Annotated in this window: 16 protein-coding genes and 1 pseudogene; 10 read left to right on the forward strand and 7 right to left on the reverse strand. The window is 68.8% G+C overall.

The genetic code is table 11. The features are described 5' to 3' along the window. The first annotated feature begins 21 nt into the window (after positions 1–21). A complete protein-coding gene (locus tag BUB20358_RS21630) occupies positions 22–318 on the forward strand; it encodes a flagellar protein FliT (protein ID WP_006762915.1) in 297 nt (98 codons plus the stop codon). Here BUB20358_RS21630 and BUB20358_RS21635 read toward each other — a convergent pair. Genes BUB20358_RS21635 through BUB20358_RS21665 form a run of 7 tightly spaced genes read right to left on the reverse strand, consistent with a single transcriptional unit; the run spans position 297 to position 11,965 of the window. Then, positions 297–761: a hypothetical protein gene (locus BUB20358_RS21635; RefSeq protein WP_174905115.1), complete on the reverse strand. Its 465-nt coding sequence runs from the start codon at positions 759–761 to the stop codon at positions 297–299. The genes BUB20358_RS21630 and BUB20358_RS21635 overlap by 22 nt on opposite strands. Positions 762–779: 18 nt before the next feature. Then, complete coding sequence (locus BUB20358_RS21640) at positions 780–3,035, reverse strand: O-linked N-acetylglucosamine transferase, SPINDLY family protein (protein ID WP_035971400.1); 2,256 nt, start codon at positions 3,033–3,035, stop codon at positions 780–782. Continuing rightward, a complete protein-coding gene (locus BUB20358_RS21645; RefSeq protein WP_045552496.1) occupies positions 3,032–5,518 on the reverse strand; it encodes a tetratricopeptide repeat protein in 2,487 nt (828 codons plus the stop codon). The genes BUB20358_RS21640 and BUB20358_RS21645 overlap by 4 nt, the downstream gene beginning before the upstream one ends. Then, positions 5,515–8,016, reverse strand: a complete 2,502-nt coding sequence (locus BUB20358_RS21650) for a tetratricopeptide repeat protein (protein ID WP_006762918.1) — start codon at positions 8,014–8,016, stop codon at positions 5,515–5,517. Before BUB20358_RS21650 ends, BUB20358_RS21645 begins: the two co-directional genes overlap by 4 nt. Positions 8,017–8,028: 12 nt before the next feature. After that, a complete protein-coding gene (locus tag BUB20358_RS21655) occupies positions 8,029–9,234 on the reverse strand; it encodes a class I SAM-dependent methyltransferase (protein ID WP_035971402.1) in 1,206 nt (401 codons plus the stop codon). Beyond that, positions 9,231–10,172 carry a UDP-glucuronic acid decarboxylase family protein gene (locus BUB20358_RS21660; protein WP_035971403.1) on the reverse strand — a complete coding sequence of 314 codons (942 nt, stop codon included), beginning with the start codon at positions 10,170–10,172 and terminating at the stop codon, positions 9,231–9,233. Before BUB20358_RS21660 ends, BUB20358_RS21655 begins: the two co-directional genes overlap by 4 nt. Beyond that, the gene (locus BUB20358_RS21665) at positions 10,169–11,965 is read right to left on the reverse strand and encodes an O-linked N-acetylglucosamine transferase, SPINDLY family protein (protein ID WP_035971404.1); all 1,797 of its coding nucleotides are present in this window, start codon (positions 11,963–11,965) and stop codon (positions 10,169–10,171) included. Before BUB20358_RS21665 ends, BUB20358_RS21660 begins: the two co-directional genes overlap by 4 nt. A gap of 463 nt (positions 11,966–12,428) precedes the next feature. On the opposite strand from BUB20358_RS21665, the gene BUB20358_RS21670 reads away from it, so the two are divergent. The 9 genes and pseudogenes from BUB20358_RS21670 to BUB20358_RS21710 form a co-directional block, all read left to right on the forward strand. Next, positions 12,429–13,214: a class I SAM-dependent methyltransferase gene (locus tag BUB20358_RS21670; protein ID WP_035971405.1), complete on the forward strand. Its 786-nt coding sequence runs from the start codon at positions 12,429–12,431 to the stop codon at positions 13,212–13,214. After that, entirely contained in the window at positions 13,211–14,596 is a 1,386-nt protein-coding gene (locus tag BUB20358_RS21675) for an NAD(P)/FAD-dependent oxidoreductase (protein ID WP_035971406.1), read from the forward strand. The genes BUB20358_RS21670 and BUB20358_RS21675 overlap by 4 nt, the downstream gene beginning before the upstream one ends. 5 nt (positions 14,597–14,601) lie before the next feature. Continuing rightward, on the forward strand, positions 14,602–15,309 hold the full coding sequence (locus tag BUB20358_RS21680) for a WbqC family protein (protein ID WP_035973212.1): 708 nt from the start codon (positions 14,602–14,604) through the stop codon (positions 15,307–15,309). Between the two features lie 11 nt (positions 15,310–15,320). Beyond that, the gene (locus tag BUB20358_RS21685) at positions 15,321–15,971 is read left to right on the forward strand and encodes a class I SAM-dependent methyltransferase (RefSeq protein WP_035971407.1); all 651 of its coding nucleotides are present in this window, start codon (positions 15,321–15,323) and stop codon (positions 15,969–15,971) included. Positions 15,972–16,018: 47 nt separating this feature from the next. Continuing rightward, positions 16,019–17,179 carry a dTDP-4-amino-4,6-dideoxygalactose transaminase gene (gene rffA, locus BUB20358_RS21690; RefSeq protein WP_006762923.1) on the forward strand — a complete coding sequence of 387 codons (1,161 nt, stop codon included), beginning with the start codon at positions 16,019–16,021 and terminating at the stop codon, positions 17,177–17,179. A gap of 45 nt (positions 17,180–17,224) precedes the next feature. Next, positions 17,225–20,017 (forward strand): glycosyltransferase family protein, encoded by a 2,793-nt coding sequence (locus BUB20358_RS21695; protein ID WP_035971408.1) that lies wholly within the window; start codon positions 17,225–17,227, stop codon positions 20,015–20,017. Positions 20,018–20,686: 669 nt separating this feature from the next. Continuing rightward, positions 20,687–21,346 carry a carbonic anhydrase gene (locus tag BUB20358_RS21700; protein WP_035971410.1) on the forward strand — a complete coding sequence of 220 codons (660 nt, stop codon included), beginning with the start codon at positions 20,687–20,689 and terminating at the stop codon, positions 21,344–21,346. 685 nt (positions 21,347–22,031) lie between these two features. After that, a complete protein-coding gene (locus BUB20358_RS21705) occupies positions 22,032–24,539 on the forward strand; it encodes a type VI secretion system Vgr family protein (RefSeq protein WP_006762926.1) in 2,508 nt (835 codons plus the stop codon). A gap of 59 nt (positions 24,540–24,598) precedes the next feature. Beyond that, positions 24,599–25,183: pseudogene (locus BUB20358_RS21710) on the forward strand (lytic transglycosylase domain-containing protein); the annotation flags it as partial.

Here is a 25,183-nt window from a genome sequence, read left to right on the forward strand (position 1 = left end):
CGACGATTCCGGACGACCACCATGACGACCGATACGCTGAACCGGGCCTGGCAGCTGACGCAGGCGATGCAGTCCGCCACCGCGCTGCGCGACTGGGAGCGCGTCGCGGCGCTCGCCGATGAGCGCTCGCCGCTGCTGACGGGATTGTCGGCGGAGCAGCCGCCCGACGCACTCGACACGATCCGCCGGATCATGGACGTCGACGCGTCGATCGCGCAGCACGCGCAGGCCGCGCGCGACCGGCTCGCGCACGAGTTCACCGAATCGCGCGACCGGATCCAGGCCGCGAGCCTCTATCAGGCGACCGGCATGCTGTGACCGAACGAACAACAACGCGCGCCGCGATCGAGCGGCTGCCGCTGTCGTAACGTCAGGCCGCCTTCGGGCGGCCGTTTTTTTGTATCGGGGACGGGAGTCGGAACGGGAACCACGACGGTGCGGCCGGGCGCGGGCATCGCGCCGTCGGCCGCGGTGTGGTGTGGTGTGGCGCGACCCGGCGCCGCAACGGCGCGCCGCGCCGCGGCTATCGTTCGGCAGCAGTGCGTGACGCGCACGGCATCGGCAGCGGTATCGGCACCGGTGTCGGTATCGGTATCGGTATCGGTATCGGTATCGGTATCGGTATCGGTATCGGTATCGGTATCGGTATCGGTGTCGGTGTCGGTGTCGGTGTCGGTGTCGGTGTCGGTGTCGGTGTCGGTGTCGGTGTCGGTGTCGGTGTCGGTGTCGGCGGTGGCGGCGGCATCGATGTCGACGTCCACCCCGCCGCCGCCAACAACCTAGACCGCCGCCGCCTCGAACATCTGCACGAACGCCGCCTCGAGATGGCGCGCAAAGCGTCGCGCGTCGCACAGCGGCGAGCGCAGCAGCCGCTCGCGCAGTCCGGCCCTTACGGCCGCCAGCTTCGGCAGATCGCGCGCGAACGCGGCCGCCTTCGCGACGTACTCGGCGTCGTCGTGCGCGATCCATTCGGGCATCCCGAGCGTGTGCAGGATGCTTTCGCCGATATGCGACAGGAAGCGGTCGCCGCGCCGCGTGACGAACGGCGCGCCCATCCACAGCCCTTCCATGCTCGTCGTGCCGCCCGGATACGGAAACGGATCGAGCACGATGTCGATGTCGTTGAACGTGCCGATGTGCGCGAGCCGCTTCGAGCCGCCGCGCAGCATCAGCCGTTCCGCGCCGATGCCGTGCGCGGCGAACCGTGCGCTCAGGCCGTCGCGCAGCGCCGCCTCGTCGAGCTGCGCGGATTTCAGCAGCAGCCGCGCGCCCGGCACCGCGTGCAGCACGCGCGCCCACAGCGCGACGACCGGCGCGCCGATCTTGTTCGCGTTGTTCAGGCAGCCGAACGTCACGAAGCCGTTGCGCTCGGCCGGCAGAGGCCCGACTTCGAGCGGCTGGTCGGGCGGCGTGAAGCACAGATAGCTGTCCGGCAGCCGCCACGGCCGCTCGACGAAGTGCGATGCCTCGTCGTCCGGCAGCACGTGGCGGTCGCCGATCACATAGTCGATCTCCGCGATGCCGGTGGTCGCGAAGTAGCCGAGCCACGTCGCCTGCACCGGCGCCGGCTTCCACGCGAACAGCGGCAGACGGTTCAACGCGGTGTGGCCGCTCAGGTCGACCAGCACGTCGATGCGGTCGTCGGCAATCAGCGCGGCGGCCGCACGATCGTCGAGTGCGGTGATGTCGCGCCACAGCGCGAAGTGGCGCTTGAGCGCGGCGGTCGTATCGTCCTCGGCCGATTGCGTCGCATACGCGGCCAGTTCGATCCGCGCCGGGTCGATCGCCGCGACGATGCTGCGCAGGAACACCGCGACCGGATGCGAGCGCAGGTCGCCGGACACGAAGCCGACGCGCAGCGGTCGCCCGCGCGCCGCACGCGGCGCGTGCCGCAGCGGCGACGCCTGCGCGGCCATCTGCACGCCAAACGCGCGCGCTTGCTCGAGCAACTGCGCGGGCGACAGCCGGTCGGTGCCGGCGCCATGGAACATGCGGCCCGAATGCGCGTTGCGGAACGCGGGATCGAGTTCGAGCGCACGATCGTAGCTCGCGAGGCCGGCATCGATGTGCCACAGCGCGCACAGGATGTCGCCCATCACCGCATGCATCTGCGCGGTCGGATTCGGCAGCGACAGCGCGATCCGGCAGCTGTCCAGCGCTTCGCGCCGCTTGCCTTGCCGCACGAGCGTCTGCGCGAGATGGTGATGGAGATCCGCGCGATCCGGCGCGGCGGCGAGCGCGCGCCGCAGGCTCGCGACCGCGCCTTCGAGATCGCCCGCGCGATCGAGCGCGGCGGCGAGATTGAACAGGCTGTCGACTTCACCCGATTGCGCCGCGCAGCGCAGGCTCGCGATCGCCGCGTCGAGTTCGCCGCGCTCGAACAGCAGCACGCCGAGCGCATGATGGGCCGCGTGCAGTTGCGGCTGCAGCCCGATCGCGCGGCGATAGCGTGCGATCGCATCGTCGAGCCGGCCTTGCGCGCGGAACACGTTGCCCTGGTTGAAGCACGCGTCCGCATACGCGGGGTCGAGCGCGATCGCCTTGTCGTACGCGCGCGCCGCCGCATCGAGCTCACCCTTGTCCTGCAGCGCGTTGCCGAGGTTGTTGTACGCCGGCGCGTAGTCGGGACGCAGCGCGAGCGCGTGTGCGCAGCTCAGCATCGCCGCGTCCGGGTCGCGCGCGTCGCGCAGCGCGTTGCCGAGATTGCTGTGCGCTTCCGCGTAGCCGGGCGCGAGCGCGGTCGCGCGCCGATACGCGGCGATCGCATCGTCGAGCCGGCCGTGCGCACGCAGCATGTTGCCGAAGTTGTTCAGATAGACGGGGTCGGCGCGCAGTGCGATCGCGCGCTCCATCAGCGCGAGGCCGGCCGGAAACTGGCCGAGCTGGCATGCGAGCAGTCCGAGAAAATGCGTCGCGTCCGGATGATCGGGCGCGTCGCGGCGGATCGCCTCGTACAGCACGCGCGCATCGTCGAGCCGCCCGGCCTGATGATGCGCGAGCGCCGTGTTCAGCCGTTCGGCGATATCGGCCGTCATGCGGGCTGCCCGGGCGGGTCGCCTGCCGCGTAGCGCGCCCACATCCCGTGGAACGCATCCTCGAGATGGCGCGCGAAGCGTGCCGCATCGCATAGCGGCGACGCGAGCGTGCGCTCGCGCAGCGTCGCGCGCAAGCGGGCGAGCGCGTCGCGGTCCTGCGCGAACGCGGTCGCCTTCGCGAGATATGCGCGTTCGTCCGCGGCGATCCAGTCGCTCATCCCGGCCGCATGCAGCAGGCTCTCGCAGATGTGCGTGACGAACCGCGAGCCCTTCATTCCGATCACCGGCACGCCCATCCACAGCGCTTCGGCCGTCGTCGTGCCGCCCGGATACGGAAACGGACTCAACGCGATGTCGATCCGGTTGTACGCGCCGAAATACTCGGCGCGCGGCGAGCCGGCCTCGAGGATCAGCCGCTGCGCGTCGATCCCGTGCCGCGCGAAGCGTTCGAGCGTCGCACGGTTCAGGTCGCCGGTGCCGAGCTCGTGCGCCTTCAGCATCAGCCGCGCACCCGGCAGCGCATGCAGCAGCTGCGACCACAGCGCGACGACGTCGTCGCTGATTTTCGTCAGCTTGCCGAAGCAGCCGAACGTCACGTGGCCGTTCGCGTCCATCGGCAGCGGGCCGACCGCGACGTCGTGCGCCGGCGGCGTGAAGCACAGGTAGCTGTCCGGCAGCCGCCACGGCTGCTCGACGAAGTGATGCGCTTCGTCGGCGGGCAGCGTGTGCGCGTCGCCGATGAAGTAGTCGATCTCGCGGCAGCCGGTCGTCGCGAAAAAGCCGAGCCAGCTCGCCTGCACGGGCGCCGGCCGGTGCGCGAACACCGGCAGCCCGCTCCAGTTCGTATGACCGGCCAGATCGACGAGCACGTCGATGCCGTCGTCGCGGATCATCTGCGCGGCCTGGTCGCGGCTCATGCACGTGAGCTTCTGCCAGCTCGCGAAACGCGGCTTCAGCCGCGCGGTCACGCCGTCCTCGATCGCGAACGTCACGTACGCGTGCGGTTCGATCCGCGTGCGGTCGAGATGCGCGAGCACGCTTTCGAGGAAGATGCCGACCGGATGCTGACGCAGATCGCCGGACACGAAGCCGACGCGCAGCGGACGGCCGCGTGCGTCGCGCGCGCGCTGCTCGCGATCGTGCTCGAAACGGCGCGCGTCGCGCGCCAGATAGTCGCCGTAGCGGCGCGCTTCGGCGATCCAGTCGTCCGGCGCGAACAGCGGCGAAATCGACATGTTGAACATCAGGCGCGCATATGCACGGTGCGGATCGTGATCGACCGCGTCGCGGAACGCGGCGATCGCGCCCGCGAAATCGCGCTTCGCCCACAGGATGTCGCCGAGCGTCAGCCGGATCTTCATCGGATCGACGCCGAGTTCCTGCGCCTTCCGGTATTCGTCCATCGCGTCGTCGAGCTTGTCGAGGCGAAACAGCGCGGCCGCGAGATTGTGGTGCGCGTCCGCGTCGTCCGGGTTCAGGTCGATCGCATGGCGATGACTGAGTTCGGCTGCCGCCATCCGGTCGAGGTTGTGATACGCGAGACCGAGGAAGTTGTACGCGTCCGCGAGCTCCGGATCGAGTTCGATCGCATGCCGGCACAGCCGCACCGATTCCTCGTATTCGCCCTGCTGGCAGCGCAGCTCGCCGAGCCGCGCCCATGCGGGCGCGTAGCCGGGATCGATCTCGCACGCGCGTTCGAACAGCCGCGCGGCGCCGTCGAAATCCTGGATGCCGCGCAGCGACAGTCCGAGCGCGTAGTGCGCGGGCGCGTCGTCGGGTTCGAGGCCCGCGCGTGCATGCGCGAGCGCGCCGTCGAAATCGCCGGTCGCGCGCAGCGCGGCGGCCAGCCCGCGATGCGCGGCGCGCAGTTCCGTATTCAGTTCGAGCGCGCGGCGGTAGTGGACGATCGCGTCCGCAAGCCTGTCCTGCGCGCGCAGGACGTTGCCGAGATTGCTATGCGCGTCCGCGTACGTCGGCTGAAACGCGATCGCCTTTCCGTAGCTCGCGGCGGCCGCATCGAGTTCGCCGACGTCCTGCAGCACGTTGCCGAGGTTGTTGTACGCCTCCGCGTAGCCGGGCCGCAACTCGATCGCGCGCGAGCAGCTCGCCATCGCTTGCGCCGGCTCGCGTGCGTCGCGCAGCGCGTTGCCGAGATTGTTGTGCGCTTCCGGATAGTCGGGGCGCAGCGCGATCGCGCGCCGGTAATGCGCGATCGCGTCCGCGAGCCGCCCGCATTCGCGCAGCATGTTGCCGACGTTGTTGAAGTACGACGCGTCGGGGCGCGCAACGAGCGAACGCGTCATCAGCGCGAGGCCCGCGTCGTATTGCTTCAGCTGGCATGCGAGCAGCCCGAGAAAATGCATCGCGTCCGGCTGCTCCGGCTCGGCCGACAGGATCGCGTCGTACAGCGTCTTCGCTTCGCCCAGACGCCCGGCCTGATGATGCGCGAGCGCGTGCTGCAACGTGTCGTGGAGATCGTTCATGATGCGTGTGCGGTTTCCGTATAGCGTTCCCACATGCCGACGAAAGCGTGTTCGAGATGCCGCGCGAAGCGCGCCGCGTCACATAGCGGCGACGCGAGCAATTGCGCACGCAGCCCGGCGCGCAGCGCGGCCAGCCGCGCGCGATCCTGCGCGGCCGACACGGCCTTCGCGACGTAGTCGTCCTCGTCGGCCGCGATCCAGTCGCTCATCCCGGCCGCATGCAGCAGGCTCTCGCAGATGTGCGTGACGAAGCGCGCACCCTTCATCCCGATCACCGGCACGCCCATCCACAGCGCTTCGGCCGTCGTCGTGCCGCCTGGATACGGGAACGGGCTCAGCGCGACGTCGATCCGGTTGTACGCGGCGAAGTATTCCGCGCGCGGCGATGCGCCGTCGAACGCGAGCCGGCCTGCGTCGATCCCGTGCTGCGCGAAGCGCGCGGCGGTCGCATCGCGCACGGCCGCCTGCTCGAGTTCGCGCGCCTTCAGCAGCAGCCGCGCGGTCGGCAGCGCGTGCAGCACGCGCGCCCACACGCGCACGACGTCGTCGCCGAGCTTCACGAGCTTGCCGAAGCAGCCGAACGTCACGTGCCCGTTCGCGGCCATCGGCAGCGGGCCGACCGCGACGTCGTCGGACGGCGGCGTGAAGCACAGATAGCTGTCCGGCAGCCGCCACGGCTGCTCGACGAAGTGATGCGCTTCGTCGGCGGGCAGCGTGTGCGCATCGCCGATGAAGTAGTCGATCGCGTCGCACCCGGTCGACGCGAAGAAGCCGAGCCAGCTCGCCTGCACGGGCGCCGGCTTCCAGCCGAACACCGCGAGCCCGCTCGCCTGCGTGTGGCCGGCGAGATCGACGAGCACGTCGATCTCGTCGTCGCGGATCGTGCGCGCCGCCGCGTGCGGCTCGACGCGCGCGATCGAACGCCACACGGCCGCATGCGGCTTCAGGCGCGCGGTGATCGCGTCCTCTTCGTCCGACGTCGCATACACGTGCAGCGCGATGCGCGTGCGATCGAGATGCGCGAGCACGCTTTCGAGAAAGATGCCGACCGGATGCTGGCGCAGGTCGCCGGACACGAAGCCCACGCGCAGCGGCCTCTGCCGCGCGCGCGCCGCGCGTTCGCGCGGGTCGTGCGCGTAGCGCGTCGAACGGGCCGCGACGTGGCGGCCGTAGCGGCGCGCATCGTGCAGATACGTGTCGGGCGGCACGCTCGCGGACGCGGCCGACGCGAACAGCAGCCGGCTCAGCACTTCAGCCGCGCCGTCGTCCGCGTCGTCATGCACGTACGACAGCGCGTCGCGGTAGGCGCTCGCCGCCGCATCGACGTTGCCCTGCGCGCGCAGGATGTCGCCGAGATTCACATACATCGACGCGGTCGGACGGCCGGCATCCAGCGCGCGACGGCAGAAGACGAGCGCATCGTCGGGCCGCTCGCGCTTGAGCAGCACGACCGACAGGTTGTGGCACACGCCGGCGTCCGCCGGATTCAGCGCGAGCGCGGTGCGATAGCTCGCTTCGGCTGCGGCGAGGTCGCCGAGTCCGTGATACGCGTTGCCCGCGTGGTTGTGCGCGTCGGCCAGGCCGGGCGCGAGACCGATCGCGTGCTGCGCATGCGCGAGCGCCTCCGCGTAGCGTGCCTGGCGGCGACGCACGCCGCTCAGGTTCGCGTGCGCGACGGCCAGCGACGGATCCAGTGCGATCGCGCGCGCATAGTGCGCGGCCGCGCGTTCGAGGTCGCCGGCGTCGCGCAGCACGCCGGCCAGGTTGTTGTGCACGCTCGCATCGCCGGATTCGGCCGCGGCCGCGCCCAGCACCTGCGCGGCTTCGGCGAGTTCGCCGCGCGCCCACAGCGACAGCCCGAGCCCGTGCCGGGCGGCCGGCAGCGCAGGAAGCAGTTCGAGCGCGCGGCGGTAATGCGCGATCGCGTCCGCGTGCCTGTCCTGCGCGCGCAGGACGTTGCCGAGATTGCTATGCGCTTGCGCGTACGTCGGCTGAAACGCGATCGCCTTTCCGTAGCTCGCGGCGGCCGCATCGAGTTCGCCGACGTCCTGCAGCACGTTGCCGAGATTGTTGTACGCCTCCGCGTAGCCGGGCCGCAGCTCGATCGCACGCGAGCAGCTCGCCATCGCTTGCGCCGGCTCGCGTGCGTCGCGCAGCGCGTTGCCGAGGTTGTTGTGCGCTTCCGGATAGTCCGGGCGCAGCGCGATTGCGCGCCGGTAATGTGCGATCGCGTCCGCGAGCCGCCCGCATTCGCGCAGCATGTTGCCGACGTTGTTGAAGTACGACGCGTCCGGGCGTGCAACGAGCGAGCGCGTCATCAGCGCGAGGCCCGCGTCGTACTGCTTCAACTGGCATGCGAGCAGCCCGAGAAAATGCATCGCGTCCGGCTGCTCCGGCTCGGCCGACAGGATCGCGTCGTACAGCGTCTTCGCTTCGCCCAGACGCCCGGCCTGATGATGCGCAAGCGCGGCCTGCAGCCGCGTTTCGATCGACTCCATCGCGCGCGACGCTCAGTACGGATGCGGTTCGCGGCCGAAGTCGATCAGCCGGCCTTCGTGCTCGATCATCACCGCGTTCGCCGCGATCCCTTCGCGCGACATCTCCGCGACGATGTCGCGCGCGCGCCATTGCGTCGGGATGATGATCACGTCGGCCGGCGCCGCCTTCAGCGCGTCGCGGAACTCGATCTTCTGCCCGGTGCCCGGCACGTACGTGCCGACCTTGTCCGGATCGGAATCGACGACGAGCGGAAAGCGCGCGGCATCGGCATCGAAGTGATGGATGAACGCGGCCGCCTTGCCGGTGCCGCCCCAGATCGCGACGCGCCGCCCCGATTCGGCGAGCGCTGCGAGCTGCGCGGCGATCGCCGCGCGGTGCTCGACCGACCGCGCGGCGAAGCGCATCGACGCATCGGCGCGGTCGCGCGCTTGCGCGGACACACCGAGCCGCACGAGCGCATAGACGACTTCGCCGTCGTAGCCGTGCGCGAGCGTCGCGATCTCGCCCGCGCGCGCCATCAGCGTGCGGAACGATTCGGTCGTGAACTGCGACACGTGCTCGTAGAAGAAATCCGCGAGACGCTCGGTGTCGAACACGCGATCGATGCACGGCACCTCGGCGAACAGCCAGCACGCGTTCGGCTGGCGCGACGCGGCCCATGCGAGCTGCTCGACGAGCTTCGCGGGCTCGGTCAGGTGTTCGAGCACGTGGCGGATCACGATCGCGTCGGGGCGGAATGCAGGCATGTCCGCGAGCGGCGCGAACAGCCGCGCATGGAATTCGATCCCGTGGCCGGTGCCGGCGCTCGCGTTCGGGTCGAAGCCCGCGAAGCGGCCGCCGCGGCTCGCCTGCGCGAGCCCACGCACGAAATGCCCTTCGCCGCAGCCGATCTCGACGACCGTCGGTTCGGCCGGCAGCGCGCCGAGCAGCAGATCGCGCGTGGCGGCGAGATGGCCTTTCCAGATTCCGCCACTGTTGAACATCCGGTTCGGATTGCTTTGATATGGAATCGCGTCGTAGCTGAACCGGTGATTCCACACGTGCGAACACTGCGGACACTGGACGAACTCCAGCGCATGGCGCGGCAGCGCGCGCGCCGCTTCAGCGGACGCGGGCCATGCGAGCGTCGCGAGCGTGCGCTCGCCGGCGCAGAAGAACGGCGCGGCGACCGTGTGGGCACAGACGGGACACGTGGCGTCGATCAGGTCGGAACTCATGCATTCACCAGTTTGCGGAAATAGGCGATCGTCTCCTTCAGGCCGTCCTCGAGCGCGATGCCCGGCTGCCAGTCGAGACGCTGGCGCGCGCGGCCGATGTCGGGGCGGCGCTGCAGCGGATCGTCGACCGGCAGCGGCCGGTATTCGATGCGGCTTTTCGAGCCGGTGAGGCGCAGCACGCATTCGGCGAGCTCGCGGATCGTGATTTCGGTCGGGTTGCCGAGGTTCACGGGGCCCGTGTCGTCGTCCTGGTCCATCATCCGCAGCAGCCCTTCGACGAGATCGTCGACGTAGCAGAACGAACGCGTCTGGCTGCCGTCGCCGTACAGCGTGATCGGCTCGCCGCGCAGCGCCTGCATGATGAAGTTCGACACGACGCGCCCGTCGTCGGCGCGCATGCGCGGCCCGTACGTGTTGAAGATCCGCACCACGCGGATGTCGACGCCGTGCTGACGGTGGTAGTCGAAGAACAGCGTCTCCGCGCAGCGCTTGCCTTCGTCGTAGCACGCGCGCGGCCCGTTCGGATTCACGTTGCCCCAGTAGCTTTCCTGCTGCGGATGCTGCTGCGCGTCGCCGTACACCTCGCTCGTCGACGCCTGCAGGATCCGCGCGCCGCAGCGCTTCGCGAGACCGAGCATGTTGATCGCGCCGAGCACGGCGGTCTTCACCGTCGACACCGGATCGCTCTGGTAATGCACGGGGCTCGCCGGGCACGCCATGTTGAACACGCGGTCGGCTTCGACGTACAGCGGCAGCCACACGTCGTGACGGATCACCTCGAAATTGACGCGACCGATCAGGTGCGCGATGTTGCGCTTGCTGCCGGTGTGGAAGTTGTCGACGCACATCACGTCGTGGCCCGCGTCGACCAGCCGTTCGCACAGGTGCGAGCCGAGAAAGCCCGCGCCGCCGGTCACGAGCACCGACGTGCCGCTCACGACGACGCTCCGGGCGCGGCTTCGACGTGGCGAGCCCACATCGCGTGCAGCGCGTCCTCGAAGTGGCGGGCGAAGCGGCGCGCGTCGCACAGCGGCGACGCGAGCACCTGCGCGCGCAGCGTCGTGCGCAGCACCGCGAGCTCCGCCGGATTGCCGGCGAACGCGACGGCCTTCGCGACGTACGCGTCGTCGTCGGCGGCGATCCAGTCCGGCAGGCGCGCCGCATGCAGCAGGCTTTCGCAGATGTGCGACAGAAAGCGCTCGCCGCGCCGGCCGAGCACCGGCACGCCCATCCACAGCGCTTCGGCGGTCGTCGTGCCGCCCGGATACGGGAACGGGCTCAGCATCAGGTCGACGCGCCGATACGCGGCCAGATAGTCGGCGCGCGGCGAGCGGCCTTCGAACTGCAGCCGCTCGCCGCCGATGCCGTGCGCGGCGAAGCGGGCGGCGAGCGCCGTCTGCTCGTTCGCGTCGTCCAGATGCGGCGCCTTCACGAACAGCTTCGCGTTCGGCACGTCGCGCAGCACGCGCGACCACACCGCGACGACGCGATCGGTGATCTTCGCGAGCTTGCCGAAATAGCCGAACGTCGGATGGCCGTTCGCGAGCATCGGCAGCGGGCCGCCGTCGATCGCGACGTCCGCCGGTGTGAAGCACAGGTAGCTGTCCGGCAGGTGCCACGCGCGTTCGACGAAATGCGACGCCTCTTCGGGCGGCATCACGTGGCGGTCGCCGAGCACGTAGTCGATCGCGCGCATCCCCGTGCTCGCGAAATAGCCGGGCCAGCTCACCTGCAGCGGCGCGGGCTTCCATGCGAACAGCGGCAGCCGATTGTGGATCGTGTGGCCGGATGCGTCGATCAGCACGTCGATGCGGTCGTCGCGGATCCGCGCGGCGGCGGCCTCGTCGCCGATGCCGGCGAGCGACGTCCACGCCGCGCAGCGCGGCTTGATGCGCGCGGTCACGTCGTCCTCGACGTCGCGCGTCGGATACGCGTACAGCTCGATGCGCGCGCGGTCCAGATGCGCGAGCATCCCTTCGATGAAGTAGCCGACCGGGTGCGACTTCAGGTCGCCCGACACGATGCCGACGCGCAGCGGCCGGCCGATGCGCGCGGTCAGATCGACGTGCCACGTCGACCACGGGCGCGCGCGCTGCGTGACGAGCGCGTCGAAGCGCGCGGCTTCGTCGAGATACGCGCGCACGTCGTACGCGTCGCTGTAGTGATACGCGAACAGCAGGTTGCTGCGCGGCTCCGGCAGCTCCGGGCGCAGCGCGACCGCATGCTGGTATGCCTCGAGCGCGGCCGGAATCTCGTTCAGGTCGAGCAGCGCGTTGCCGAGATTGTTGTACGCCTGCCCGTTGTCCGGCTGCAGCGCGATCGCGCGGCAGAACGCGTCGACGGCCGCGCGCGCATTGCCCGCGAGCCGCTGCGCGTTGCCGAGGTTGTTGTACGCGTCGACGTAGTCGGGCTTCAGCTCGAGCGCGAGGCGAAAGCACTCGGCCGCCGCCGCGGGCCGGTTGTGCGCCTGCATCACGTTGCCGAGGTTGTAGTAGTAGATCGCGTCGGGCCGGATCTCGATCGCCGCCATGATCAGCTCGGACGCTTCGTGATAGCGCCCGTACTGATGACCGATCAGGCCGAGCAGGTGAAGCGCGTCCGCGTGCCGCGGCTCGACCTCGAGGATCCGGCGATACAGCGTTTCCGCCTCTTCGAGGCGGTCGGCCTGATGAAGCGCCAGCGCCGCTTCGATCGTCGCGGCGGGGGAGTCGGGCATCGTGAGTTCAGTCATCGTGGTAAGCCAACCTGGGTTCGATACGGCGCCGAGCGCGTGCGCGAAGCGGCCGGCACGCGATGGAGACGACACACATCGGAATGCGGCGCGGCGCCCGCGCGGACAGCCTTCGACATGCGAGCATTCTCGGCGCGAGCCGGCCGTTCCAATCGACGGAGCAGGTGGCGGATTTGGTCGCTTTTCGGGTGACTGCGGACACCGCCCGACGGTCGCCCGCCGGGCGGCGCACACGATCCGGATCGGGCGTGCGAGCCGAGCGCGTGCACGCGCGGCCGGCATTCGCGGAAATGCGGGGTGAAACGGCCCGCTAATCCGGCCTTTAGACGCGGCCAACCGCCGATAGACTCGCATCCAGACTGGGAGGCGTCCATTGCGCAGACGGTTGTGCCGCGCGCGAGCCGCTGCCGGCCCACGGCTGGGGATGTCCCCGAATCCACCCTCAGCGCCTGGAGCCAAGTGCATGCACGAGTCCTCGATCATCTCCAACTCGAACGCCGATCAGCTCGCCGCGCGACGCGAACTGTTCGACCTGATGCAAAGCTATCCCGCGACGCAGGAAGAATTCGAGCGCTCGCTCGGCCTGTTCGTGCGCGGCTCGCTGCTCGCGCGGATCCTCGCGACGTTCGAGGTCTATCAGCGGATCGTGCCGCTGCCCGGCTCGATCGTCGATCTCGGCACGTGGCGCGGCCAGACGGCCGTGCTGTGCGAGAACTTCCGCGCGATCCTCGAGCCGCTGAACTTCCAGCGCCGCATCCACGCGTTCGATACGTTCACCGGCTATGCGGGCTTCTCCGACAACGATCCGCGCGACCGCAAGCTGTTCTCCGACGGCACGTACTCGCTCGCCGGCGACTATGCGGACCTGCTGCGCAAGCTGCTGTCGCTGCACGAGCGCAACAACGCGATGGGCCACGTGAACGGCAAGCATCACGTATGGGAAGGCGATTGCCGCGACACGCTCGCCGCGTTCGAGGAAGCGCATCCGGGCGAGTCCATCGCGCTCGCGTGGTTCGACCTGAACGTGCCGGGGCCGACGCGTCTCGCGTTCGACACCGTGATGAAGCGGCTCGTGCCGGGCGGCGTCGTCGCGTTCTGGCAGCTCACGCGCGGCGGCCAGACGCCGGCCGAAGGCATCCACTACGTGCGCGAGCTGCTCGGCAAATATCCGCACACCATCCACAAGGCGCAGTCGTATCCGTCGCTCTGCTATCTGACGTTCCCGGAAGGCGGCGGAGTGCGCGCATGAAGATCGCGATCCTCGGCAACGGCATTCTCGGGCTGATGACGGCCCGCGCGTGGCAACGCGCGGAGCCCGGCGTCGAGCTCGTCGTCGTCGGCCCCGAGCATCGCCCCGGCTCCGCGACGCGCGCCGCCGCCGCGATGCTGAACTCGTTCACCGAACTCGAAGGCGATTCGCTCGGCACGCCGCTCGACCGCTTCAAGTTCGAATTGAGCCGCGCGGCGACCGCCGCCTGGCCGGACGTGTTCGCCGACGTGTGCACACCCGAGCGCGCCGTCGCGCATGGCTTCGGCACGTACGTGCTGAACAACGCGGCCACCGACGCGCTCGACGACGAGAACTTCGCGGCGATGCGGCGCTTTTGCGAAGAATTCGAAGAGCCGTGCGAGGCCGTCGATCCGGCCGCCATCCCGAACTACCATCCGCTGCCGCAGTTTCGCGCGCTGAACGCGGTGTATCTGAAGCGCGAAGGCTGGGTGAATCCGAAGCAGTTCCTCGATGCGCTGCAGGCGAACGTCGCCGCGGCCGGCAACGTCGCGTTCGTGTCCGCCGAAGTCGAACGCATCGACGTCGCGAACGGGCGCGTCGTCGCCGCACGGCTCGCGGACGGCAGCACGGTCGAAGCCGACCGGTTCGTGCTGTGCAACGGCGCGAACCTCACGCGCGTGCTGCACGCGAGCGTGCCGTCGCTGCCGGTGCAGCGCGTGTTCTACGGGATCGGAATGTCGATCGAGCTGCAGAGCAGCGAGAACGTGCATACGCACTGCGTGCGCACCACCAATCGCGGGCTCGCATGCGGCGTCTATTCGGCGCCGTACGGCCCCGATCGCACGCTCGTCGGCGCGAGCAACTACATCAGCCCGGTGCCGCACGATCACGGGCACGCCGGCAGCGCGTATACGCTGCTCAAGTCCGCGATGGACCAGATCAACTCGCGCTTCTCGCGCGCGAACCTGGTCGGCATCAACGTCGGCTGGCGGCCGACCACGTCGGACCTCTATCCGCTGTTCGGCGAAACCAGCGTGCGCGACCTGTGGATTCTCGGCGGCACGAAGCGCGACGGCTTCCATCTGTCGCCGGTGCTGTCGCGCGATCTCGTCGCCGCGATGCGCGGGCAGCCGATCGACGCGCGCTATGCGCAGCTCGCGCCGGAGCGGCCGCTGATCCGCAACCTGTCCCGCGACGCGGCGATCGCGAAGACCGTTCGTCACCAGATCAACGCCGCGTACCAGCACGACTTCGTTCCCGCGCGCAACCGGATGGTCGAACAGCTCGAACGCGCGATCCGCGCGGATCTCGACGCGCTGCACGACCGCATCGGCGCGACGGACTGGGGCATTCCGCCGGAGCTCGTCGACATGTACCGGTACGGCCACGTCCCCGCGTGACGCAGATGACTTCGCATTCCAGGCGCGTCGCGATCGTGCAGTCCAACTACATTCCGTGGAAGGGCTACTTCGACCTGATCGCGGCAACCGACGAGTTCATCCTGTACGACGACGTGCAGTACACGCGGCGCGACTGGCGCAACCGCAACCAGATCAAGACGCCGCAAGGCGTGCAGTGGCTGACCGTGCCGGTGAAGGTGAAAGGACGCTATCACCAGAGCATTCGCGAAACCGAGATCGACGGCACCGACTGGGCGCAGCAGCACTGGACGCGTCTGCGGCAGAACTACGCGCGCGCGCCGTATTTCGCGCAATACGCGGACGAGCTCGCGGCGCTGTATCTCGATCGCACGCACGACACGCTGAGCGAGCTGAACCGCACGATGCTCACGTGGATCAACCGGCAGCTCGGCATCGACACGCGCATCACGTCGTCGTCCGACTACGTGCTCGAAGGCGATCGCACGGACCGGCTGCTGAACCTGTGCGTGCAGGCCGGCGCGACCGAGTACGTGTCCGGCCCGGCCGCACGCGACTATCTCGACGAGCGCCGGTTCGAAGCCGCACGGATCGCGGTGCGCTGGTTCGACTACCCCGACTATCCGCGATACGCGCAGCTGTGGGGCGACTTCGTGCACGGCGTGACCGTGCTCGACGTGCTGTTTCACTGCGGCCCGGACGCGCGCCGCCACGTCGTGACCGACCGGCGCTGAGGACCACGGCAATGCACGATTCACGACACTCGAACCTGCTGGCCGACGTCGCCGCGTATTACAGCGCGCGTCTCGCCGAGCACGGGCAGACCGCGCGCGGCGTGGACTGGAACGGCGAGGACGGCCAGCGGCTGCGCTTCGCGCAGCTGACGAAGATCGTCGCGCCGGGCGCCGACGGCTTCTCGGTCAACGACGTCGGATGCGGCTACGGCGCGCTCGTCGATTTTCTCGACGAGCACGCGGGCGGCCGCCGCCATACGTATGCGGGCAACGACATCTCGGCGGAAATGATCGATGCGGCGCGGCAGCGCTATCGCGACCGCGCGAACGTGTCGTTCGACGTCGGCGACACGCCGCGCACGATATCGGACTACACGATCGCGTCGGGCATCTTCAACGTCCATCGCGGCCACGACGCCGACGCGTGGCTCGACTACATCCACGCGACGCTCGACGTGCTGCACGACACGAGCCGCGCCGGCTTCGCGTTCAACTGCCTGACGTCCTATTCCGATCCGCCGCACATGCGCCCCGAGCGCCTGTACTACGCGGATCCGTGCGCGCTGTTCGACCGCTGCAAGCGCCGCTACTCGCGCCACGTCGCGCTGCTGCACGACTACGGGCTGTACGAATTCACGATTCTCGTCAGGAAGGACGGCTGAGCGGCCGGCAGCCCGTCATCCCTTTCACGCATCCGCGGAGTTCCGCCATGTTCGCTCCTCCCAATCTCGACTGCATTCCGTTCGGCCGGCCGTTCATCGTCGGCAAGGAGCTGTACTACATCGCGAAGGCCGTCGAGCAGGGCGGCCTCGCCGGCGACCAGGCGTTCACGAAGCTGTGCCATCAGTGGCTCGAGTCGCGCATCGGCTGCCACCGTGCGCTGCTCACGCATTCGTGCACCGCCGCGCTCGAAATGGCCGCGATCCTGACCGACGTCGGGCCCGGCGACGAAGTGATCATGCCGTCCTACACGTTCGTGTCGACCGCGAATGCGTTCGCGCTGCGCGGTGCGACGCCCGTGTTCGTCGACATCCGCGCCGATACGCTGAACCTCGACGAGAAGCTCGTCGCCGCCGCGATCACCGATCGCACGCGCGCGATCGTGCCGGTTCACTACGCGGGCGTGTCGTGCGACATGGATACGATCTCGCACGTCGCGGCCGATTATCGGTTGTGGGTCGTCGAAGACGCCGCGCAGGCGCTGCAGTCCACATGGAACGGCAAGCCGCTCGGCAGCATCGGCCACCTCGCGTGCCTGAGCTTCCACGAAACCAAGAACGTGATCGCCGGCGAAGGCGGCGCGCTGCTCGTAAACGACGCGCGCCTCGTCGAGCGCGCCGAGATCGTCCGCGAGAAGGGGACGAACCGCAGCCAGTTCTTCCGCGGCCAGGTCGACAAGTACACGTGGGTCGACGTCGGCTCGTCATATCTGCCCGGCGAGCTGATCGCCGCATTCCTGTATGCGCAGTTCGAGCATGCGGACGTGATCACCGCGCAGCGGCGCGCGACCGTCAAGCGCTACGAGGACGCGCTGCGGCCGCTGCACGACGCCGGGCACATCACGCTGCCCGCGATGCCGCTGAGCGAGCACGGCAACGGCCATCTGTTCTACTTCCTCGCGCGCGACCTCGAACAGCGCTCGGCGCTGCTCGAGCAGATCCGCGCGGCCGGCGTGTTCGCCGTGTTCCACTACGTCCCGCTGCACAGCTCGCCGGCCGGCCGACGCTACGGCCGCTGCGGCTCCGCGATGACCGTCACCGACGACGTCGCCGACCGCCTCGTGCGCCTGCCGCTGTACCACGCGATGATCGACGCCGAGCAGGACCGCGTGCTCGACGTCGTGTTCGATTTCTACCGTACGCGCAGGTAGGTGCGGCGCTCGTCGCCGCCCGCCGCGCCTTCCGCCATTCGCTCCATGAACGACTCGCCCAGCCTCTACGCGCCGCTCGACCACCCTTACTACGTGGCCGCGCCGGCATTCCTGCAGACGTCCGGCGGCACGCGCGCGATGCATTACCTGTGCCACGCGCTGAACCTGCTCGGCCGCGAAGCCTACATCCATGCGCCGAGCGTGCACGGCGAACTGCGCACGCCGCTGCTGACGCCGGCGATCGTGCAGCAGCACGTCGACGCGCGGCGCAGCCCGATCGCCGTGTATCCGGAGATCGTCGAAGGCAATCCGTTCGATGCGCGCTGCGTCGCGCGCTATCTGCTCGCGGAGCCCGGCCGCATCAACGGCAATCCGATCGACCTCGCGCCGAGCGATCTCGTGTTCACGTTCGGCCCGACGCTCGTGCCTGACGGATGGCACGCCGAACTGCTGCGGATGCCGCTCGTCGATACGCGCATCTTTCACTGCGACGGCGTCGACGACGCAACGCGCCGCGGCACCGCCGTGTTCATCAATCGGCACCTGACCCGCGGCGGCAGCCTGCATCCGGTCACCGCCGACTCGATCGAGATCTCGCGCCGCGTGCCCGAACGCTCGCCGCACGAACTGGCCGAGCTGTTTCGCCGCGTCGAATGCGTGTACCTGTACGAATGGTCGACGGCGGTGTTCGAGGCGCTGATGTGCGGATGTCCGGCCGTCTGCATTTTGAACGACACGTCGATGCCGAAGGCCGAGCGCTGGGTGATGGACGGCAAGGGCATCGCGTGGGGGCTCGATCCCGACGAAATCGCGCGTGCGAAGGCGACCGTGCATGAGGCGCGCGACGTCTATCGCGAAGAAGAAGCCGCGTTCTGGCGACAACTGCGGCATTTCATCGACCGCACGCAGGCGCGCGCCGACGAACGCGACGCCGAGCTCGACCCGCATGGCGCGCCGCGTACGCAGCGCAAGCCGCTCGCGAAACGACGGATGGCCGTCGTCGGCACCGATCCGCGCGTCGCGCGGCGCTTCGGCGAATCGTTCGCGCGGCTCGATCGCGAGTGGACGGTCGATTTTCCGGTGAGCGCGGCCGGCATCGATCCCGCCGCGCTGCAGCGCGCGGACCTGATCGTGCTCGACGGCGCGGCGGCCGGCCAGTTGTCGAGCGCCGCGCTCGAGCAGCTGTTCGCGCTCGGCAAGCCCGTCGTCTGCGACGTCGACCGGCCGCTCGACGCATTCTCGATCGGCTGCGCGGAAATCGCCGGCAGCGCGCGCCGGCTCGCTGCCGTGCGGGACGCGCTGCGGCGCGCCGCTGCGGTGATCGTGCGCTCGGACGCGCTCGCGCGCGACTATCGCCACGTCAACGCGGCGGTGCACGTGCTGGCCGACGACGCCGATTTCACGCGTCACGGCGCGCTGTACGCGCGGCTTGTCGAACAGGGGCGGCGGCCTGCGGCGGCTCCCGCACCGGCGTCCGGTGCGCCTGCCGCGCAGAAGAAGCGCATCGCCGTGTACGCGGTCGATCCGCTCGACCGGGCATCGTCGCAACGTCGGTTCGCGCTGCCGTTCGCGCGGCTCGGCGACGCATGGGAACTCGTCTGGGGCATCGACGGCGCGAACATCAACGGCGGCGCGATCGCGACCGCCGATGCGGTGCTGCTCGACCGCCGCACGCCGGGGCTGCTGGCGCGCAAAGGACTCGACGCAATCTTGGAGTTCGGCAAGCCCGTGATCTATGCGACCGATACGGCGCCTGCCGACGCCGGTTCTGCGCACGACGACCCGGCATGGGCCGGCATCGCGCACACGGTCGCCAATGCGCACGCGATCGTCGTGCCGACACCGTATCTGGCGGGCCTGTATCGTCAGTGGAATCCGCGCGTGTTCGTGCTGCCCGACGCGGTCGAGTTCGAGCTGTTCCATCGTCCGGTGCCGGTGCGCGCGGATGCGCGCGTGACCGTCGGCGTCGCGGGCGCTTCGCTGCTGCCGGAGAACTTCGCCGTCGTGGACGCCGCGCTGCGTACGCTGTGCGCGCGTCACGCCGGCCGCATTGCGGTGCAGTTCTTCGGCTCCGCCGTTCCCGCCGGCTGGGACGATCATCCGGCAGCGCAATTCGTGCCGGCGTCCGATACGTATCGCGCGTATGCGGAGCAGTTGCGCGCGCTCGACTGGGACATCGCGCTGATGCCGCTCGCCGACACCGAACGCAATGCCGGCGCGAGCCCGATCCAGCGGCTCGAGCTCGCGGCGGCCGGCATCGCGATCGTGACCAGCGACCGGCCGGCCGCGCGCGCGGAGCTGGATGACGGCGACGATGCGCTGCTCGCCGGCGATACGGCCGATGCGTGGGTCGCCGCGATCGACACGCTGATCGCCGAGCCGGCGCTGCGCCGGCGCATCGCGCGTACCGCGCAGGCGCGCGTGCGCAAGCGCGACGCGCTGCACACGCGGCTGCCGCTTCTTCGCGACATCTATCGCGCGTGCGTCGATGGGCAGCGCGGCCCGGCGCAGTTGCCGGCACGGGACGCGCCGATTCCCGGCGCGCTGATTCTCGATGCCGACGGCGATTCCGCGCGCGTGAATGCGGCGCTGCGAGCCGTGGCGGCGCGCCCCGAGCAGGATCTGCTCGCCGTCGTGCTGACGACCGCGCAAGGCCCGCTGCCCGAGTGGACGGACAAGCTGCGCTATCTGCGCACGTCGGCCGACGAATATGCGGCGACCGCCGAACAGCTGTGCGCGATGCCGGCGTTCGACTGGTTCGCGATCGTCGATACGGCGGATGGGGAATCGCTAGGTGCGGCGCGCCAGACGGCCGCGGAGGACGAGGCGGTTCGCTGACCGCAGCGTCGTGGTTGTGCGCGTCGTACGGGGTGGAAGGGGGCTGTCGTTCGTTGGTGGCGCGGTGGCGCGGTGGCAGGCGGCAGGTGGCGGTGATCGTGGCCGGAGCCAGGGCCGTGTCCGTGTCCGTGTCCGTGTCCGTGTCCGTGTCCGTGTCCGTGGCCGTGGCCGTGGCCGTGGCCGTGGCCGTGGCCGTGGCCGTGGCCGTGGCCGTGGCCGTGGCCGCGGCCCTGCCGTGTCCGGGGCCCTGCCGTGTCCGTGTCCGTGGCCGTGCCGTGCCGTGCCGTGTCCGTGTCCGTGTCGTGTCGTGTCGTGTCGTGTCCGTGGCCGTGTCGTGTCCGTGGCCGGGGCCGCGACGGTGGCGGCCGCGGCCCACTGGTCGCGGGTAGCTCGTAGCGCGTAGCTCGTAGCTCGTAGCTCGTAGCTCGTAGCTCGTAGCTCGTAGCTCGTAGCTCGTAGCTCGTAGCTCGTAGCTCGTAGCCGATGCTGCAACCACGGCCGTCGCGACGGCAAGCGTGGCCGGGCGTCCGGGTACGTGCGGCCGTGCGTACGATAGTGTCGAACTGTCGTCGCGTGCCGCTGTCCAGATCGGCGATAATCTTGCCCGCCCTCGCACGGCCGGATATCGACGATCGTGCGGGTGGCCGGCATTTGAATCTGGAGGCAACCATGCGCGACATCATCGACGGCTTTCTGCGCTTTCAGCGCGAGGTCTATCCGCAACGTATCGAGCTTTTCAAGCAGCTCGCGACGCAGCAGAACCCGAAGGCGCTGTTCGTCACATGTTCGGACAGCCGCGTCGTGCCCGAGCTGCTCACGCAACGCGAGCCGGGCGAACTTTTCGTGATCCGCAACGCGGGCAACATCGTGCCGTCGTACGGCCCGGAGCCGGGCGGCGTATCGGCGACCGTCGAATATGCGGTCGCGGTGCTCGGCGTGCGCGACATCGTGATCTGCGGCCACTCGGACTGCGGCGCGATGGGCGCGATTGCCCGCTGCACGTGTCTCGACCATCTGCCGGCCGTCGCGAACTGGCTGCGCCATTCCGACGCGGCGAAGGTGATCAACGCATCGCATCAATTTGATACGCCGCGCGCGAAACTGGACGGGCTCGTGCGCGAGAACGTCATCGCGCAGCTCGCGAACCTGCGTACGCATCCGTCGGTCGCGCTCGCGCTGGAACAGGGGCGGATGAACCTGCACGGCTGGGTGTACGACATCGAGCGCGGCAGCATCGACGCGCTCGACGGCGCGACGCAACGCTTCGTGCCGCTCGCCGAATCGCCGACAACCGTTGCGGTGACGTCGCGCAAGAGCGCGCAGGGGTAAGGTGGCGCGGCGCGTTTCCGGGACGCGGTTTTTGCTGCCGTGAACGCGTGCCGGCCGACGTGGCCGGCACCGTGGCGACCGTTTCCGGGCGCGCTGCGCGTCGTGTCGCGATGTGTCGCGATGTGTCGGCAGTCGCCGTTGCGACGCAGCCTCCGCAATTTCGCAGCGGAAAAAAACGGCCACACGGGGGAAGAGTGGCCGAAAAAATCGTCGATCCCGGGCACGAGGGGACGTAATCGAAGTGTAGGAACATCGGCACTATTTACTCAATAGTGGCAAACGCGCATTTGAGACGGTAATTGTTGCCTTCGTCTGGATCGGCGGTTCGCGCAACGTGCGCCGACCGACTCGATGGAACGAGAAATCGAACCGTGAGCGCTGCACGACGCTACGCTTTCGATCGGGGCTCAGGGGTCGTTGCGCGAGGTGTTCGCTCGGAAGCAACCGCGATGAGGGGTTGCGCGTGTCTGTCCGCATTTGGCTTCCACAGAACGCTTGCCTGGCGCAAAGCCAAGCCGTCGGTTCCCGGTATGCCGACCATCTACACCGCCATCAACGTTTGCTATGCTTCGCGGTTGAAATTGAATCGGCCTCGCCTTTCAATTTCCATTCAACAAATACCGTATGCGCGCGTCCGATTGTCTGAGAGCAATGAGGCGCGTGCTTCCCTAAACGGGGTTCTCGCATGGCCGGGGAAGTCTTGCTAAAAGTGCTGCGCGGCGGCTACGCGCAGTTCGATCGCATCGTCAAACTCGACACGCCGCTCGGCAACGACGCGCTCGTGCCGTTGTACGTCAGGATCGGCGCGCGGCTGGGGCGCAATTTCGACGTGATCGTCGACGCCTGCTCGGTTGCCGGCGACGCGATCAAGCTCAACGCGTTGCTGCTGCAGCCCGTCACGCTGTGGATTCGCCAGACCGACGGCGGCTACCTGCCGATTCACGGCTACGTGCAGCGTGCGCGCCGTCTGGGAAGCGACGGATCGCTGTCGTATTTTCAGCTGCACTTCTCGTCGTGGCTCAGCTTCCTCAAACTGAGCAGCGACCGCCGCGACTGGCAGGAAGCCGGCGGCCTGCAGATCCTGACCGACGTGTTCGACAAGCATCCGCAGGCGAGCGGCCACTACGGATTCGAGCTGCGCACCGCGCTGCGCTCGTACTCGCACCGCGTTCAATGGGAGACCGACTGGAACTTCGTGCATCGGAGCATGGAAGAGGCCGGCGTGTTTGCCCGCTTCGATTTCGCGAAGGACGGCAAGTCGCACAAGGTCGTCGTGATGGACGACCTGTATTTCGGGCCGTCGCTGCCGAAGCCGGAGATGAAGTTCAGCCGCGCCGGCTCGGACGACGGGTTCGACGGCCTCACGCAGTTGAGCGAGCAACAGGACGCACAAAGCGCGATGCTCACGCTCGGCACGGCCGACTACAAGCAGCCGGACTTCGACAAGCGGGTCAGCACGCCGGCGGCCGATCTGGACGAACTGCCCGGCCAGGGCGAAGAGTACCTGTATACCGGCTCGCAAACGTGGCCGGTCGCGGACGCCGGATACGAACAAGCGCGTATCCGCACCGAGGAATGGGCGTCGCGCGCCAAGCGCTATTTCGCGGTCGGCAGCCCACGCTACGCGTTGCCCGGCTACTGGTTCAAGGTGACGGGACATCCGCTGCTCGACACGCTGCCGGAAGAAGACCGCGAGCTGTCGATCATCGCGAGCGACTGGCTGATCCAGAACAACCTGCCCGGGCTCGACACCGTCGCGCAATTTCCGCGCAGCCTGCGCGGCTCGATCGAGCAGGCACGAGCCGCCGGCGTCGGCGCCGCGACGACTCACCGCGACGGCGGCATCGGCTTCATCCAGGTCGAGATCGAGGCGCAGCGCCGCCGCACGCCGTTTCGCAGCCCGTTCGAGCACCGCAAGCCCGAGATGCACTTGCAGACCGCGATCGTGGTCACGGGCAACGATGAAGAAATTCATACGGACGACGGCAACCGCGTACGCGTGAGGACGACGGACAGCCGGAAAGACCGCAATACCGCGTCGACGCCGTGGATCCGCGCCGCCATGCCGGACGCCGGCGCGAAGCGGGGCGGCTACTTCCCGCTGCGCAAGGGCGATCAGGTGCTGCTCGGATTCGTGAACGGCGATTGCGACCGGCCGGTCATCGTCTCCCGCCTGCACGGCGGCGCAACGATGCCCGTATGGCATACGCACGGGCTGCTGTCCGGTCTGCGCTCACGCGAATACGGCGGCGACGGATTCAACCAGCTCGTCATGGACGACGCCACCGGTCAGAACCGCGTCCACCTTTACTCGTCGAGCTACAGCTCTCATCTGCATTTGGGCTATCTGATCGAGCAGAGCGAGAACACCCGCGGTGCGTTCCTCGGCAGCGGGTTCGACCTGAAGTCCAACGCGTACGGCGCCGTGCGCGCCGAGCAGGGGCTGTACGTGTCGACGCAGCCGGCGGCCGCGCAGCCGCTCAACGTGACGGCTGCCACCGAGCCGTTGGCCGGTGCGGAAGCCGTATTCGAAACGGTGTCGAAGGCCAGTGAAACGAACCGCGCCGAAAGCCTCCAGGACGGCCAGGCCGCGCTGAAGGCGTTCACCGACGCGACGCAGCGCACGGTCGCGGGCTCGACGAGCGGCGGCCGCACGGCCGGCGGGGGCACGGGCAACGCGAACGGTTTCGCGAAGCCCGTGATGCTGCTGTCGAGCCCCGAAGGCATCGCCGCGTCGACCCAGCAGTCGGCGCACATCGCGGCGAACCAGCATGCGAACGTGGTGGCCGGCAAGAATGTGAACCTGGCAGCGGGCAAATCGTTGCTGGCCAGCGTGCTCGACAAGATGAGCCTGTTCGCTCAGAACCTCGGCATCAAGATCTTCGCGGCGAAGGGGCCGATCGACATCCAGGCGCAAAGCGGTCCGGCTTCGCTGGTCGGGCTGCAGGACGTGAAGATCGAGAGCGCAGACGGCAGACTGATTCTGACCGCTGCGAAGGAGGTCTGGATCGGTGCGGGCGGTTCGTATATCCGGATCAAGGGCGGTCTGATCGAGAACGTGACGACCGGGCAGATCCTGGAGAAATGCGCGAGCTGGGACAAGCCCGGCGGCGCGAGCGGAACGATTCGCGATCCGTTGCAGGCCACGCCCGTGTCGACGGATGGCGGGCGCGGTTCGCTGTTCTCCGGCTGACGTGCGGCAACGGTCAGCCGCGTAGCAAGAAAAACGACAAACGAGAGATTCCGAGCAACATGAGCAAGAGCCATCCCAGCCCGAAGCCGGCCGGCCCGGATAGGCAGGCGCCTGCTGCGCCGGGCAGCCCTGCAACGCCCCCTTATCGGCCGCTGAACTGGGCGTTCCCGTTCACCCCGGGCGACAGCGCGGATGCGGCCGACCCGATGACGTACATGAAAGCGCTGGCAGCAGCCGAAGACGGGTTCTATCCGCTCGGCGCGAACGGCATGTGGCATGGCGGCATCCACTTCGACCAGAACACCGGCGCTCGCCTGAAGCAAGGCGACGGCGTTCGCGCGATCGCCGATGGAGAAGTCGTCGCATACCGGCTCGACAGCAAGTATCCGGAGCAGGAATACCAGGACGGACGGCACGCGCTGTATTCGACCGGTTTCGTGCTGATCCGCCATCGGCTGCAACTGCCGCCGGCACCGCCGCCAGCGAAGCCTGATCCAGCGAAGGATTCGGCAGCGCCGCCGTCTACGCCGGCCACTGCGAGCACGACGGCGAGCAAGCCGGCACCCGACGAAACGCTGACGTTCTTCAGTCTGTACATGCACGTGATGGACTGGAACAGCTATCAGCTGGCGGCCGAACAGGCC

The organism is Burkholderia dolosa (assembly GCF_902499135.1).
Classification (GTDB): domain Bacteria; phylum Pseudomonadota; class Gammaproteobacteria; order Burkholderiales; family Burkholderiaceae; genus Burkholderia; species Burkholderia dolosa.

What these genes read in the sequence shown, in the direction of transcription:
- BUB20358_RS21630 (WP_006762915.1), top strand. Translation starts at nt 22, where the DNA reads ATGACGACCGATACGCTGAACCGGGCCTGGCAGCTGACGCAGGCGATG.
- BUB20358_RS21640 (WP_035971400.1), bottom strand. Translation starts at nt 3,035, where the DNA reads ATGACGGCCGATATCGCCGAACGGCTGAACACGGCGCTCGCGCATCAT.
- BUB20358_RS21645 (WP_045552496.1), bottom strand. Translation starts at nt 5,518, where the DNA reads ATGAACGATCTCCACGACACGTTGCAGCACGCGCTCGCGCATCATCAG.
- BUB20358_RS21650 (WP_006762918.1), bottom strand. Translation starts at nt 8,016, where the DNA reads ATGGAGTCGATCGAAACGCGGCTGCAGGCCGCGCTTGCGCATCATCAG.
- BUB20358_RS21655 (WP_035971402.1), bottom strand. Translation starts at nt 9,234, where the DNA reads ATGAGTTCCGACCTGATCGACGCCACGTGTCCCGTCTGTGCCCACACG.
- BUB20358_RS21665 (WP_035971404.1), bottom strand. Translation starts at nt 11,965, where the DNA reads ATGACTGAACTCACGATGCCCGACTCCCCCGCCGCGACGATCGAAGCG.
- BUB20358_RS21670 (WP_035971405.1), top strand. Translation starts at nt 12,429, where the DNA reads ATGCACGAGTCCTCGATCATCTCCAACTCGAACGCCGATCAGCTCGCC.
- BUB20358_RS21675 (WP_035971406.1), top strand. Translation starts at nt 13,211, where the DNA reads ATGAAGATCGCGATCCTCGGCAACGGCATTCTCGGGCTGATGACGGCC.
- BUB20358_RS21680 (WP_035973212.1), top strand. Translation starts at nt 14,602, where the DNA reads ATGACTTCGCATTCCAGGCGCGTCGCGATCGTGCAGTCCAACTACATT.
- BUB20358_RS21685 (WP_035971407.1), top strand. Translation starts at nt 15,321, where the DNA reads ATGCACGATTCACGACACTCGAACCTGCTGGCCGACGTCGCCGCGTAT.
- rffA (WP_006762923.1), top strand. Translation starts at nt 16,019, where the DNA reads ATGTTCGCTCCTCCCAATCTCGACTGCATTCCGTTCGGCCGGCCGTTC.
- BUB20358_RS21695 (WP_035971408.1), top strand. Translation starts at nt 17,225, where the DNA reads ATGAACGACTCGCCCAGCCTCTACGCGCCGCTCGACCACCCTTACTAC.
- BUB20358_RS21700 (WP_035971410.1), top strand. Translation starts at nt 20,687, where the DNA reads ATGCGCGACATCATCGACGGCTTTCTGCGCTTTCAGCGCGAGGTCTAT.
- BUB20358_RS21705 (WP_006762926.1), top strand. Translation starts at nt 22,032, where the DNA reads ATGGCCGGGGAAGTCTTGCTAAAAGTGCTGCGCGGCGGCTACGCGCAG.